Raw genomic sequence first — 14,927 nt, forward strand, 5'->3', positions numbered from 1 at the left:
ACCATCAAGCCCGAAGGCCCCGTCCGCTGATATCCGCCCATTCGCGGGCTGCGGCAAAAGCTGCAGCCCGCGACGCCCATGCCGTGCTATGATCCCCGGTGGGAGGATCACATGAGCGAACGAAACCACGCGGAGCTTGTCGCCGCGCGGTCGCGGTCCAATTCCGCGACCTCGGCCCTTGCGGCGTCATGGCGCCGGTCCCTTCTGAAACACGGGCTGGACCCGGCCGACCGCCGCGCCCCCGAACGCCTGACCGAGGCCGCGCTGGCCGATCGGCGACGGGCGATGGCGGGGTTCCTGGATGTCGCCTCGCCGCAGCTGGACCAGCTGTACAACCTGGTCGGGCTGTCGGGCTGCAACGTCATGCTGACCGATGCGCAGGGGATCGTGCTGGATCAGCGGGTCTCGGACGGGGATGCGCCGCAGTTCCGCGACTGGGGGCTGTGGGTCGGCGCCGACTGGTCCGAGGCGGCGCAGGGCACCAACGGCATCGGCACCTGCCTGGCCGAGGGGCGGCAGGTCACCATCCATCGCGACGAGCATTTCCACACCCGCAATACCGGCATGTCCTGCATGGATGCGCCGATCTGGGGGCCGGACGGGCGGCTTCTGGCCGCGCTGGACGTCAGCAGCGCGCGGGCCGACCAGACGGAGCGCTACAACCGCCTCATCTCGGCGCAGGTGCAGCAGACCGCCCGCGCGATCGAGGCCGTGTTCTTCCGCATGAGCTTTGCGGGCGCGCGGATCGTCATGGCATCGGACGTGGCGGGCGACGCCTCGGCATTGCTGGCGGTCGATCGCGACGATCTGGCGGTGGGGGCCACGCGCGCGGCGCGGCGGATGCTGGGCCTGGAACGCGAGGGCGCGATCAGGCCCCGTCCCGCCGCCGATCTTCTGGGCGGGCAGGCCGACCTGCCGGCGCTGGACCGTGCCGAACGCGCGGCGCTGATGCGCGCGCTTGCGCGGGCCGACGGGAACGTCTCGCGCGCCGCGCGGGCCCTGGGGATCGGGCGCGCAACCATGTACCGGCGCATGGCGCGGCTGGGCATCGGGCATCAGGAGGGCTGACTGTCCCACCCCTGAGACATCTTCTGCGGCGCGGCATGTCCGGGCGATTGCCCCGAATCGCGCCCGCCGCAACCCTTGCACCACACCCGGGACGGGAGATCCGGGCACGCACATCCAAGGGAGGATAGGATGCCGAACGACCAGACGCATGAATTCAAGGGCGTGGGCGTGATGCCCTTTGCCAGCCGCTATGACAACTTCATCGGGGGCAAGTTCGTCGCCCCGCGTTCGGGCAAGTACTTCACCAACGTCACCCCCATCACCGGCGCCGCCATAGGCGAGATCGCCCGCTCGAACGCCGACGACATCGAGGCCGCGCTGGATGCGGCCCATGCCGCCAAGGACGGCTGGGGCCGGATGTCCGCCACCGAACGGTCCGGCATCCTGCTGAAGATCGCCGACCGGATGGAGCAGAACCTGCAGCTGCTTGCCACCGCCGAGACATGGGACAACGGCAAGCCCATCCGCGAGACGATGGCCGCCGACCTGCCGCTGGCCGTCGATCACTTCCGCTATTTCGCCGGTGTCCTGCGCGCGCAGGAGGGTGGCATCAGTGAGATCGACCACGACACCATCGCGTATCACTTCCACGAGCCGCTTGGCGTCGTGGGGCAGATCATCCCGTGGAACTTCCCGCTGCTGATGGCCTGTTGGAAGCTGGCGCCCGCGCTGGCGGCAGGGAACTGCGTCGTCCTGAAACCGGCCGAACAGACCCCGGCCACGATCATGATCTTTGCCGAACTGATCGCGGACCTCTTGCCGCCGGGGGTGCTGAACATCGTGAACGGCTTCGGGCTGGAGGCCGGCAAGCCGCTGGCCAGCAACCCGCGCATCGCCAAGATCGCCTTCACCGGCGAGACGACGACCGGCCGCATGATCATGCAATACGCGTCCGAGAACCTGATCCCCGTCACGCTGGAACTGGGCGGCAAGTCCCCCAACGTCTTCTTCGAGGATGTCTGCCGCGAGGATGACGATTTCCTCGACAAGGCGATCGAGGGCTTCGTGATGTTCGCGCTGAACCAGGGCGAGGTCTGCACCTGCCCGTCGCGCGCGCTGATCCACGAGAAGATCTACGACCGCTTCATGGACCGCGCGCTGAAGCGGGTCGAGGCCATCGTGCAGGGCGATCCGCGCAACGAGGGCACGATGATCGGCGCGCAGGCCAGCAGCGAGCAGCAGGAGAAGATCCTCTCCTATTTCGACATCGGCCGGAAGGAAGGCGCCGAGGTGCTGACGGGCGGTGCCGCCGCCGATCACGGAGGAGAGCTGTCGAGCGGATTCTATGTCAAGCCGACGGTCCTCAAGGGGCACAACCGCATGCGCGTCTTCCAGGAGGAGATCTTCGGCCCCGTCGTGTCGGTGGCCACCTTCAAGGACGATGCCGAGGCGCTGTCGATCGCGAACGACACGCTCTATGGCCTGGGGGCGGGCGTGTGGTCGCGCGATGCCAATACCTGCTACCGCTTCGGGCGGGCGATCCAGGCCGGGCGCGTCTGGACGAACTGCTATCACGCCTATCCGGCCCATGCGGCCTTCGGCGGCTACAAGCAGTCGGGCATCGGGCGGGAAAACCACCGCATGATGCTGGACCATTACCAGCAGACCAAGAACATGCTGGTCAGCTACAGCCCGAAGAAGCTGGGCTTCTTCTGATGCGGACCGGGGCGGCCCTTGCGGGGGCCGCCTTTCCGTCGCAACCGCCGGGGGGATGGCGACGTTGGGCCGGACCAGTTTCCCAGTTCGCGGACGACCCCATGCCCAAGGATACGGCCAGCCGGGACGCCGATATCGTCGATCCCGAAGATGCCGCCCGCTCGATCGGGTTGTTCCATGTCGGCCCCGACATGGAGGGTCTGGGCAGGCGCGGTCGCGGCAAGGGATTCAGCTATCTTGCGGCGGACGGGTCCGTCATCCGCGACAAGGCGCTGCGCAGGCGTCTGGATGCGCTGGCCATCCCGCCCGCCTGGCGCGAGGTGTGGATCTGTCCCGATCCGCGCGGCCATATCCAGGCCACGGGCCGCGATGCCAAGGGGCGCAAGCAATACATCTATCACCCCGATTTCCGCGCCCTGCGCGAATCCGCGAAATACGACCACATGATGGAATTCGCCGCAGCCCTTCCCGCCATCCGCGACCATGTCGATGCCGACATGCGCAAGCGGGGGCTGGGCTTCGACAAGGTCGCGGCGACCATCGTGCACCTGCTGGAACACAGCCTGATCCGCGTGGGCAATGCGCGCTATGCGCGGACGAACCGCTCGCACGGGCTGACGACGCTGCGCGAACGCCACGTGGACCTGTCGGGCAGCCGCATCCGGTTCCGCTTCACCGGCAAGTCGGGAAAGGAATGGGACCTGCGCCTGACCGACCGCCGCGTCGCCCGCGTCATCCGCAACCTGCAGGACATCCCCGGCCAGCACCTGTTCCAGTACCTGGACGATGACGGCAAGCGCCGTCCCATCACCTCGGGCGAGGTGAACGACTATCTGCGCCGGATCTCGGGGCGGGACGTGTCGGCCAAGGATTTCCGCACATGGACCGGCACCGTCCTGGCCGCGCTGGCCCTTGCGGAATGCGAACGCGAAGGATCGCGGACCGGATGCGACCGCACCCTGCGCGAGGTCATCGGATCGGTCGCCGCGCGGTTGGGCAACACGCCCGCGATCTGCCGCAAATGCTATGTCCACCCCGAGGTGATCGAGGCATGGCTGGCGGACGAGCTGGTCCTGGACATCCGCGACCGCATCGACCGCGACCTTGCGGGGGCGGGGCTCGACCCGGACGAACGCAGGGTCCTGGCATTTCTGAGGAGGAGGCTGAAATCATGAGCAAGGTCACGGCGACCCCCGAGGCACTGGCCCTTCTGGCCGAGATCGAGGCCGATCACGGCCCCGTCCTGTTCCACCAGTCGGGGGGCTGCTGCGACGGCTCGTCGCCGATGTGCTATGCCCAGGGCGAATTCCGGGTGGGCGAGCGCGACGTGCAGCTGGGCCATGTGGGCGACGCGCCCTTCTACATCTCGGGCAGCCAGTACGAGACGTGGAAGCATACCGACCTGATCATCGACGTGGTGCCGGGACGCGGGGGGATGTTCAGCCTGGACAACGGCCGCGAGAGGCGGTTCCTGACACGCTCGGACATCTGTGCGACCTGAACCAGGGCCAGACGTTGTCGCGCGGCGCCGGATCGTCTAAGGCTGTGGCGGTTCGACCGAAGGGATTGCCCATGACCTACAGCGTGTTCATCGATGGCGAAGCCGGCACCACCGGCCTGCAGATCCGCGAGCGGCTGGAGCGCCGCGACGACATCCGCCTGGTTCAGGTCGATCCTGCACGACGCAAGGAAACCGCCGCCCGCGCCGAGGCATTCGCCCAGGCCGACATCGCCATCCTGTGCCTGCCCGACGATGCCGCCCGCGAGGCGGTCGAGCTGACGCGCGACATGGATGTGCGCCTGATCGACGCCTCGACCGCGCACCGGATCGATCCCGACTGGGTCTTCGGCTTCGCGGAACTGGCCCCCGAAATGCGCGAGCGGATCGCCGCGGCGCGCCACGTCAGCAACCCGGGCTGCTACAGCACCGGCGCCATCGCCATGATCGCGCCGCTGGTCGCGGCGGGCCTGATCGAGGAAACCGAGGCGCTGTCCGTCCATGCCGTCAGCGGCTATACCGGTGGCGGCAAGGCGCTGGTCGCCGAATACGATGCCGGCACCGCGCCCGCCCATTTCGTCTATGGCCTGAACCAGCGCCACAAGCACATCCCCGAGATCATGACGCATGGCGGGCTGCTGATGCAGCCGGTCTTCGCGCCCTCGGTCGGCAGCTTCGCGCAGGGCATGGCGGTGCAGCTGCCGCTGCATCTGGACGACGACCGCAGCATCGGTGCGCTGCACCAGGCGCTGGCCGATCACTATGCCGGGCAGGAATTCGTGCAGGTCGTGCGCGCCGACACCCTGGGCGCGCGCATCGACCCGCAGGACATGAACGGCACCAACCGCATGCGCATCAGCGTCCATGGCGACGAGGATGGCGGCTGTGCGCTGATCGTGGCGGTTCTCGACAACCTGGGCAAGGGCGCGTCGGGTGCGGCCGTGCAGAACATGAACATCATGCTGGGCCTGCCCGAGGGGCTGGGCCTCTGATCGACTGGGGGCGACCCGAAAACCTGTACGCTTGGACAGCTTCCAAGCGTACATAATAGGTGCATCCTGATCCAAGGTCGTGTGCCCGATGCCCTGCTTCAGGGCGAGGGGCAGTGGGCCACTGATCAGGGAGAGCCCCGGAATGCCCAGCATCTATCTCTTCTCGCCTGCCGATTTCGGGCAGGCCGCGCCTGCTGCGGTCGGCACCTATACGGTCGTCTCGACCGGTGACGTGGCGCGGTTCAGCGACGACGATCCGCTGTTCAACGACGCGACCGCGGATCCCGACAGCCCGGACGAACCCGGCGCGCTGCAATACCTGACCGAGGATCTGGTGATCGATGGCGTCGTCGAAGGCACGACCGGACAGATCATCTACAACGCCGCCGAGGCGACCGTGGTGAACAACACCACAGGCGAAACGGGACGGTTGCTTTATGTCACTGTGGGCGGGACCGCGGTCACGGATTTCGTCGGCTATGCAACGACGATCCCGCTGCGTCCGGGCGACAGCTTCACGATATCGGGCTTCAGCTTCACCGGGGTCGAGGCTTATGCCGACATCGTTCCCTGCTTCCATGCGGGTACCATGATCACGACGGACAGTGGCGAAGTGCCGGTCGAACGGCTTGTCGTCGGTTCCCTGGTCCATACGGCCGATCACGGCCTGCAGCCGATCCGCTGGATCGGCACGCGCCAACTGTCATGGCAAGAGATCGCGGCCAAGCCCGCCCTGCGTCCGATACGGATCAGCGCCGGGGCACTGGGGGACGGTCTGCCGGCAAGAGACCTGGTGGTTTCCCCGCAGCACCGCATCCTTGTTCGTTCGAAGATCGCGCAGCGCATGGCGGGCGTCCCCGAGATTCTCGTCGCGGCCAAGCATCTGTGCGGCATGCCGGGGATCGCTGTTGCGGACGATATCGCCGCGCCCCTTTACGTGCATTTCCTGATGGACCGCCACGAGGTGGTCTTTGCCGAATCAGCTGCGTCGGAGTCGCTGCATACCGGGGCCGAAGCGCTCAGGTCGGTCGGGCCCGCCGCCCGGGACGAGATTTTCGCGATCTTCCCCGAGTTGCGGGATCGCGCATATCGCCCGATCCCGGCAAGGCCCTTGATCGGAGGGCGTGTCGGCAGGAACCTTGCGCGGCGTCACGCCGCAAATTCGCGGAGCCTGCTGCAGGCGCAGTGAAGGCGACAAGAACGACCGTTTTCTGTCGACTGGATGAATATCCGCCGTCTAGGGTCAGGACAGCGCCACAAGCACATCCCCGAGATCATGACGCATGGCGGGCTGCTGATGCAGTCAGTCTTCGCACCTTCGGTCGGCAGCTTCGCGCAGGGCATGGCGGTGCAGCTGCCGCTGCATCTGGACGACGACCGCAGCATCGGTGCGCTGCACCAGGCGCTGGCCGATCACTATGCCGGGCAGGAATTCGTTCAGGTCGTGCGCGCCGACACCCTGGGCACGCGCATCGACCCGCAGGACATGAACGGCACCAACCGCATGCGCATCAGCGTCCATGGCGACGAGGATGGCGGCTGTGCGCTGATCGTGGCGGTCCTCGACAACCTGGGCAAGGGCGCCTCGGGTGCGGCCGTGCAGAACATGAACATCATGCTGGGCCTGCCCGAGGGGCTGGGCCTTTGATCGACGGGGGCCGGTCCGGCGACCGCCCCCGTCCTGCGACCTCACCCCAGCAGGGGGCGTCCGTTCCGGATATGGCGCGCGATCAGCCCTCGTTGGCGGCTGCCCGAGGGGATCGGCGCAGCGGGCAGCGGCTGGAAGCCGGTCTCGGCAAGCTGCGGGAACAGGGCCAGGATCTCGGCCCGCGCGGCGGTGCCGACCGCCTTCAATGCCTCGGCGCCGGTGAATAGGCTTTCGGTCGGTGCTCCGTTCGACAGGATGATCTGGTGGTCGTCGAACAGGATATGGACATAGGATGGCGCGGGGCCGTCTGCGCAGACTTCGACCCCCTTCAGGCCGACCAGCGACTTGGCCGCGACCAGCACCTCGTCGGTTCCGAACATCCGCCGTGCGATCCCCGACCGCACCAGGACGCGGTGCTGCGGCGATACCATCAGATCCTGCGACGGCAGCCCCTGCCCAAGCGCGCCGCGCGCGATGCGGATCGGGCGCAGGTTGGGCTCCGCGGCGATCTCGGCCTCGGGCAGATCGCGGCGGCCGATCCAGCGGATCGGGCAGGCGGCCCCGTCGCGGTTCAGCACGTGGTCGCCCACCGCCAGATCCTCGACCGCGATCTGTCCGCGGGGGGGCGCGATCAAGGTGCCGGTCACGAAGCAGGGGATCGCCGAATAGGGGGTCTGCTGCGAATCAAGGCTGGAGGCGACCGTATAAGTCGTGCCGGGGATCGGCAGCTCCGGTCCGCTGATGCCGACATTGGTGCCGTTGATTCGGATCACCCAGAAAAGATCGCCCGAAACGGTGGTGAAGGCAAATTCCAGCTCGACCTGGCTGCCTGCCGGATAGGTGATGCCGTCCAGCGTGACCGGCGAGCCGAGCAGCTGGTCGTTGTTCGCGGTCGAAGGCGGGGACCCGTCGGCCGGCGTGTCGAGGAAGCCGTCCGAGAAAAGGTTGTCCGGAGAATCCGCCGGCAGCCCGTCATCGTCGTTCACGACCAGAAGCGACAGCGATGCCGGTTCGTTCAGCGTGAAGCTGGTCCCGGCAGAATAGCCGACCGTGCTGACGGTCGATGCGCCGGTCCACTGTCCGAACGAGAAAAGAGGCACGATGGTCGAAAAGCTTGCCACGGCAAAACTCCTGCATGGATCTGACAGCGGTCGGCAACCTGCCCCGTCTGTTCGATCCCCGTTAACCTAGGCTCAGGACCCATTAATCGGCATGCGGCGCCACTGGCGGCGTGCTTCATGCTCTCTAGCTATAGGAGGGTGCCCGCGCTGAAGCGCGCAAAGAGGCTTCTGCGCCCTGCGCAGAAGCCATGGGGCGTCTTTGAGGTGAGGATGAGAAGGATTACTCTGCAGGACCTTCTATGGTTTCCTTAAGAGTCGTCCCAGGCCCCATATACATTTCGAGCAACTCAGCAAGCTTGTTGTCATTCCAAGTCCCCCAAGGCAAGGAAACGTTGCCAGAGATGAGCAAGGTTTGGGCTTCCTGGTCAAACTTCACCGAAGAAGCCTCATTTATGACTTTGACAGCCCATGATCGAAGAGCCCTCTCAGACGGATCTTCAAGCTTCAGCTGATATGGATCTTCGCCATCATCAACTGGCTTCGATAAAATTCCGATTGCGAGTTCAATCAACTGAACATTGGTTTGATGTTCCGTAGCAGAGTTAAGCGCACGTCTTTCTATAGCAGACCCCGCAAGTTGCGCTAAGAACACAGCCACTGCGACAGAGACTGCTACATCTATCCTAACACCCATGGCCCCCCCCACACTCATACCGAGTCGAGTAAAAGGATACGATAAGACAGAGGAATCTGGGTAGCACTGAATGTCCGCAAGTGGTCAATGCCCGGTCAAGATTGGGCACTGACCACCAACACAGACCGTCCCCTAGGTAAGGCCCTATAGCGGCACTACCTAGTGACCAGTGTGGCCTCGTGTGGGTAATCCGCCAGTTTTGCGGGGGCTTGGTCCTGCAACAACGAGCGCCCCAACATGGGCAATGGCGGGATGACGCCCGCCCAGAAACTAAGAGTGGCCGCGTAAACTCTACGACCAAGCCCCCGAAAGCACGGGGGGATCACCTCGCTCAAAAAGGGGCGAACGTCAAATCTCTTCCAAAGCTATGGTAACTTCATATTCAACTGGAGACGAGGCTGGCCTTCGCCGGGTCATAACGAAACTTGGTGATCGTGCCGTCTTTGATCTTCTGAACAGCCTCGTCGATGACGAACAGCGGCACCAAGAACCACTCTTGGGGCATCACGGGACGGCCGAACCGATCCGGAATTTCGATGTCGAGCTGTGCAGTCCCGAAAATCCGATGGATCAGGTTTTCAAGCCGAGTCTGGTTGATGTTGTAGAGCTCATAGGTCGCCACGACCTCAACCGGCGCCATCAGGAAGGTCGGTTGCAACTGCGCTCCGGCAATTCGCTTCTCGACGCCCAAAGTCGTCACGCCGATCTTGTGCACCAGGTCCCGGTTCTCGGACACCATTGGATGATCCGACTTGCTGCGCAGGACATAGATCGTGCCGGTGGTGCTATCGCCCTCTTCGGGTGCGTCCGCGAACAACGGCCCCGGGACGGACTCGGTGATCCTTCGCCCGGTTGCGTCCTTGTTCAAAGCCCGCTGAAGCGAACGCATCAGCATTCTGCTTTCCGTGCCGTTGTCGAAAATCACGCGCAGACGAGCATCAGTCCGCCCTTGATCGGTAAGGGTTTCCTCGCCCCTCTCCGCAACATAGGCTTTTTGCCCCTCCACAATGAAGAAGCGACCCTTCTGGATCTCGGCCTTTAGCTCAAACGGGCGGGTTTCGCGCTGCCCGGAATCCAGTTCACGCTGCACCTTCTCGAACAGCGGTTGGAATGTCTCGAAATCCTCGCACCGCTGACGGTTTGCGATGTCTTCGGCCTCCTTGCGTTCGGCGTTCGAACGGACATGCTTCAACTCTGTGATAGGGGAGGGTTCAACCTCGACACCAAGCGCGGCAAGCAACGCATCGTCATCCAGATCGTCGGCAACGGGCGTCATCTCGGCTCCGGCAAGCAGGCCATCCGCGTCCAGGTCGGCAAGAAGCTCAGCGGCTTCCGGCAGTTCCCGAAGCCGTTGAAGACGCACGGCATATAACCGCTCGAAAATATCACCGTCCTCGGAATGCCGAGGCAGGCGTCCATGCTCGGCGACGAATTTCTGGACGTCCTCGAAACCAGCGATGATCCGTTCCTCACGGGGCGTCCGCGTAACCTGCCTCTTCTTCTCGACTTCGATCCCCAGCTCGGACAGCAGGGCATCGTCCTCATCGGTGAACATGTCAGCCATTCATCGCCTCCTGCTTCATGCGCGTGAGGAAGGCCACGCCTTCGGCCATGCGTTTCTCCCAGGCATCTGTGGAGGTCAATGACGGCAGCCGCCCGCGCTCCTGCTTGAACTTCACAGCGCGCTTGGCAAGGTCTCGGGCTTCCTCCGGGGACAGCTTGATCTTCTTGGCCTCGATTACCGCGGCCACCTCTTTCAAGCTTTCTTCGCTCATGGTCTTGGCGAGGATCGCATAGGCTTCGCTGAACGGGTTGATCCGGTCGATCAGGTCGATGTCCAGCTCCTTGACGCTCATGGCGAACTGGCGAACGCCATCGACAAAGGCGGTATTGGACGGCGCATCAGCGCCATCCCCCAACAGCGTCTTCTTGGCTTGCTGCGTGAAATTCATCGCGGCAATGGCGTGTTGACGCACCGCTTCCTGATCGGCCTCGTCCAGATCGGGATACTTGTCGCGAACGATCTTGCCCATCTTCACCTGGGTCAGCTCTTCCGGCACCATTTCCTCATCGAACAGCCCGCGCTCGATCGCGGTCTTGTCCTGCACGAAGGCTGTGATGACCTCGTTCAGGTCGTTCTCGCAGATGCGGTTGGCTTCAGTGCTCTTTGGCTGCGTGAGGCCCTTGATCTCGATCTGGAAGGTGCCCTTCTGCTCGTTGAAGCCCACGTTGCACTTGCTGTCGTCGTAACCGTTCTCGCCAAAGTCGAAGCCGTCCTGTGCCGTACTGGCAGGGGTTTTCGGCTTGAACTCGAACTTGGGCGTCAGCACCTGCTCCATCAGCAAGCTCGCAGCGATGGCTTTCAGCGTGTCGTTGACGGCTTCACGTACCGCCTCTTCCGAAGCATCCGGTTCAGCGATCAGGTTGGTGAAGCGCGCGCGGGTCTTGCCCTTCGCATCCCGCGTGGCCCGACCGATGATTTGAACGATCTCCGTCAGGCTCGACCGATAGCCCACGGTCAGGGCATGTTCGCACCACATCCAGTCGAAGCCTTCCTTCGCCATCCCAAGTGCGATGATGATGTCCACATGATCGCGGTTGTTCTTCTGGCTCGGGTCCTTGAGCGAGGCGGAAACCTTGTCCCGCTTGGCCGGGTCATCATCCACCAGGTCAGCGATCCGCAGCACCCTGCCATCGGGGCGCTTCACCAGCTGGAAGCCCGTAGCCGGGTCGGTGCCCTGCCAATCACCCAAGGCGTCGATGATGTGCTCGACCTCCCGATGCTTGTCCTTGGTGCTTTCACGCGAATTGACGTTCGGGATGTGCAGTATGGTCTTCTCGGTCGGATCGAGCACCTTCAGCAGCTCGTCGGCATAGGAACCGCTGTAGAAGAAATACCCGATGTCGAGCGTCTTCAGGTAGGTATAGCCGCTGAGCTGCTCATAATAGGTGTATTGAACCGGTTCGAACCGCGCCTCGTCCTCGGGCGATAGAACGGCCTCGGTGTCGCCACGGAAATACGATCCGGTCATCGCGACCAGATGTACCTTGTCGCGCGCGATCAGGGTGCCCAGATGCGCACCAAGCTTGTTGTCGGGGTTGGCAGAGACGTGGTGGAACTCGTCGACCGCGATCAGCCGGTCATCGAACGCCTCGATCCCGAACTTGTCGACGGCAAAGCGAAAGGTGGCGTGGGTGCAGACGAGGATCTGGTCGTCGCCTCCCAGGAACTTGCCGACCGTACCGACCTTGCCGCTGTCGCCGCCTGGCGCATTGCAGAGGTTCCAGCGCGGCGCGACGGTCCAGTCGGCCCAGAAGCCGAACTTCGACAGCGGCTCATCAGCAAAGCTTGATCCAATCGACTTCTCCGGCACCACGATGATGGCCTGCTTCAGACCCTGATGGTGCAGCTTGTCGAGCGCGATGAACATCAGCGCCCGGCTTTTCCCTGAGGCGGGCGGCGACTTGATCAGCAGGTACTGCTCACCCCGCTTTTCATAGGCGCGCTCCTGCATGGTCCGCATACCAAGCTCGTTGGACTTGGTGGAGCTGCCATTGGCCGGATAGGAAACGGAAACAGAGGGGACGGACTTGGTCATTTGGATGGCTTTCTGCTCCGGGCTTTCAGCGCCCTCTTCGCTGCGCGACGCTGTTCCTGATTATAGCTAGCAACTGCACTTTTTAGTCGTTCGAGGTTGAGACTGACCTCAGAAGGCGGTGCGCCATCATTCATTTCTTTGAGGTGAGCACACTTAACGGGTGTCGCCAATGTTATCGGCATGAACTCCATTTTTCGAATGCCATGGACGCATCCACGTTTTGGCCATGGCTTTCCAAGCTGGTCAAAAAAGACCCTGCTACCTGCTTCATTTCTGTAGAAGAACACTGGTCCTTTGCATTGCGGGCAAGTCGTCAGATAGGTGACGGAGCCGTTGATATGAGCGTTGCCGTTTATCCATCGCAACTTGTATTCTGCAGAGGACGCGCCGGGGCGAAACTTGTGCTCTCGCACCCTGAATACAGTGCCTTTGGCGCTGGTCCGAGAGTGACCACGGCGTCTAACCATTAGCCGGAACCTTCGTTGTCATCTTGGTGTACATGTCGAAGAGCTTTTCGAGGCGTTCGGTGTCGTTCTTGAAGCGGCGGCCGATGTAGATGCGTTCCAGGGTCTCGTCATTGCGGTCATGGGCCGCGCGGAGGTTGGCTGGCATCTTTTCAGGGTCGTAGAGGTCCGCGATGGTGGCCGGGAAATGCGCCTCGCGCGCCAGAAGGATGTCTTCGGCGCAGCGGGTCAGGTCTTCGCGATTTTTCTCGGTCAGCTTAGGGACGGGGAAGGTGTTCCAGCCCATGGTGTTGGAATACCGGAAGTCTGTCTTCATTTTTCCGCAAACTGTAGCGATCCAGATCAGGTGTAGTTTGGAAAGAAGCAGAGACAGGTTCCAAAGAGGTGCATCGTAGAGGGCGAAACACAGGTTAGTGACAGTTGACCGATTGTCGATCAAGCCAGCCGGAAGGTATCCGCGATTTTCGGATGACACACAGGGCATGGCGATCGTTTGCTTGGTGCCGATGTTCATTTCACGCATTTGATGAGCTCGCTTGCCCATCTCGTTGGCGCCTTTGTCACGGCTGGCAAGGCGCATGGTCCGCACGCCTTCAATGCGGGCTTTGACAGACGCGATTTGCATGGCTTCGGCAAGGAGCTGATCTTCAACCCAGAGGCAATACCGCTCCTGCCCGCGAATGAACTCAGCCGAGCCATAAATGCGCCGAATGAAGCGATTGTGTTGATTTGGGGTAAGACCGAGGGCTGCAACCTCGTCGGAGCTCATCAAAAGGTTGCCGCCATCAACAGGTTTGTTGCCGAAACTCATTTCTGCAACCCCCGTCAGCGGCTTTGTTGATTTCTGCACAACGACGTTTGGCGCGGCGACCAGATAAGCGTTGATATTATCGCCCTCTTTCAGCACCGTCTTACCCTCACTATCAAGCGCATAGAGCTTTCGCCCATGCCCCGCATGGTTGGAGATGCCAACAATCGCCACCGTCACGCCTGCGTTGTGGCTGGCAAGGTTGGCCCATTTGAACGAGGTATGGGCAAAGGAAATCTCGTGCCCAGTCTCAAATACTAGCGGCCAAAGGATCGGCACCTGCTGCCCCTGACAAATGGAGTTGGTGGACACAAAGGCCGAACCAGTCGAAGTGTGAAGGCCATAATCAGCGGCCTTCATGAACCAACCAGCGACATAATCCAGAGACTTCCAACTCTTGGTGCGCCCGTCAAAGATGCGCTGCAAATCTACCTTCTGCTCTTCGCTCTGCCAAGTGGATCCTAAATAAGGTGGGTTCCCACAAATATACGTCTCTCCGCCTTCATTCTCGAAGTCGATTTGGGCCTGATCCAGCGGCGTCTGAAACAGGTCATCCGCCTTCACCTTCACGCCCGTCCCCGTGGGCGGACAGATTGACAGCCAGTCCATCCGCAGCGCGTTGCCGCAGGTGATCCAGTTCTGGCTGTCCAAGGGCAGGAACTCGGCCAGCGCTTCCTTCTGACCGCGATAGGTAACGTCGCACTGGTATTCCGCGATGATCAGCGCCAGACGGGCGATTTCGGCCGAGAAATCCCGGATCTCGATGCCGCGGAAGTTGGTCAGGGGGATGTCCGTCTTGCGATCGGCCTCGCCCCGGCGACGATTGATCTCGGCTTCGATCGCGCGGAGTTGCTTGTAAGCGATGACAAGAAAGTTGCCCGACCCGCAGGCCGGATCGAATACCCGGATCTTGGCGATGCGGTTCCTCAGGTTCAGCAGTTTGCGGGCATTGTCGCCCGCATCCTCCAGCGCCGCGTTCAGGTCATCGAGGAAGAGCGGGTTCAGCACCTTCAGGATGTTCGGCACAGAGGTGTAGTGCATTCCGAGGACAGAGCGTTCGCCCTCATCCGCGACCGCCTGGATCATCGAGCCGAAGATGTCGGGGTTGATCTTGGTCCAGTCCAGCCCGCCGATATGGCTGAGGTAACGCTGCGCGATCTTCGAGAAGCGCGGCACCTCGGTCGAGCCAGAGAACAGGCCGCCATTCACATAGGGGAAGGCATCGGCCCAGCGGGGCAGGTTTGCGCTGGCGCGGTCCGGTAGCGGCACGTTCATCGCACGGAAAATCTCGCTGATGACCTCATGCGCGTTAGGGTCAGGACCCATTAATCGGGTTGCGACCACCTTGCCGGCGTGATTCATGCTCCCGAACTGATGGGGGCATGATGAGCAATCTTTTCTGGCTGAGCGATGAGCAGATGGCGCGGTTGCGGCCGTTC

General features: G+C 62.9%; 12 protein-coding genes. 7 read left to right on the forward strand and 5 right to left on the reverse strand.

Features of this window, described 5'->3' with window-relative positions:
* Positions 1-111 precede the first annotated feature (111 nt).
* From QMZ16_RS14975 to QMZ16_RS15005, 7 genes are all read left to right on the forward strand, one after another.
* Entirely contained in the window at positions 112-1,068 is a 957-nt protein-coding gene (locus QMZ16_RS14975; RefSeq protein WP_282603822.1) for a GAF domain-containing protein, read from the forward strand.
* A 129-nt stretch (positions 1,069-1,197) separates the two neighbouring features.
* Complete coding sequence (gene adh, locus QMZ16_RS14980) at positions 1,198-2,724, forward strand: aldehyde dehydrogenase (RefSeq protein WP_282603823.1); 1,527 nt, start codon at positions 1,198-1,200, stop codon at positions 2,722-2,724.
* A gap of 101 nt (positions 2,725-2,825) precedes the next feature.
* A complete protein-coding gene (locus tag QMZ16_RS14985) occupies positions 2,826-3,899 on the forward strand; it encodes a DNA topoisomerase IB (protein WP_282603824.1) in 1,074 nt (357 codons plus the stop codon).
* Positions 3,896-4,225 carry a DUF779 domain-containing protein gene (locus QMZ16_RS14990; protein ID WP_022707096.1) on the forward strand — a complete coding sequence of 110 codons (330 nt, stop codon included), beginning with the start codon at positions 3,896-3,898 and terminating at the stop codon, positions 4,223-4,225. The genes QMZ16_RS14985 and QMZ16_RS14990 overlap by 4 nt, the downstream gene beginning before the upstream one ends.
* Before the next feature lie 71 nt (positions 4,226-4,296).
* Complete coding sequence (argC, locus tag QMZ16_RS14995) at positions 4,297-5,214, forward strand: N-acetyl-gamma-glutamyl-phosphate reductase (protein WP_282603825.1); 918 nt, start codon at positions 4,297-4,299, stop codon at positions 5,212-5,214.
* Between the two features lie 142 nt (positions 5,215-5,356).
* Positions 5,357-6,403 (forward strand): Hint domain-containing protein, encoded by a 1,047-nt coding sequence (locus tag QMZ16_RS15000; RefSeq protein ID WP_282603826.1) that lies wholly within the window; start codon positions 5,357-5,359, stop codon positions 6,401-6,403.
* 108 nt (positions 6,404-6,511) lie between these two features.
* Positions 6,512-6,862: a hypothetical protein gene (locus QMZ16_RS15005; RefSeq protein WP_282603827.1), complete on the forward strand. Its 351-nt coding sequence runs from the start codon at positions 6,512-6,514 to the stop codon at positions 6,860-6,862.
* A 41-nt stretch (positions 6,863-6,903) separates the two neighbouring features.
* Here QMZ16_RS15005 and QMZ16_RS15010 read toward each other — a convergent pair whose 3' ends face one another.
* From QMZ16_RS15010 to QMZ16_RS15030, 5 genes are all read right to left on the reverse strand, one after another.
* Positions 6,904-7,983: a Hint domain-containing protein gene (locus tag QMZ16_RS15010; RefSeq protein ID WP_282603828.1), complete on the reverse strand. Its 1,080-nt coding sequence runs from the start codon at positions 7,981-7,983 to the stop codon at positions 6,904-6,906.
* A gap of 220 nt (positions 7,984-8,203) precedes the next feature.
* Entirely contained in the window at positions 8,204-8,617 is a 414-nt protein-coding gene (locus tag QMZ16_RS15015; RefSeq protein WP_282603829.1) for a hypothetical protein, read from the reverse strand.
* Between the two features lie 382 nt (positions 8,618-8,999).
* The gene (locus QMZ16_RS15020) at positions 9,000-10,181 is read right to left on the reverse strand and encodes a GIY-YIG nuclease family protein (RefSeq protein WP_282603830.1); all 1,182 of its coding nucleotides are present in this window, start codon (positions 10,179-10,181) and stop codon (positions 9,000-9,002) included.
* Positions 10,174-12,216, reverse strand: coding sequence for a DEAD/DEAH box helicase (locus QMZ16_RS15025; protein WP_282603831.1), 2,043 nt, complete (start codon positions 12,214-12,216; stop codon positions 10,174-10,176). Before QMZ16_RS15025 ends, QMZ16_RS15020 begins: the two co-directional genes overlap by 8 nt.
* Before the next feature lie 459 nt (positions 12,217-12,675).
* Positions 12,676-14,927: DNA methyltransferase (locus tag QMZ16_RS15030; RefSeq protein ID WP_282603832.1), on the reverse strand; the 2,252-nt coding region annotated here is incomplete at its 5' end.

It is taken from the genome of Paracoccus sp. PARArs4, from assembly GCF_947311865.1.
In the GTDB taxonomy this organism is placed as follows: domain Bacteria; phylum Pseudomonadota; class Alphaproteobacteria; order Rhodobacterales; family Rhodobacteraceae; genus Paracoccus; species Paracoccus zeaxanthinifaciens.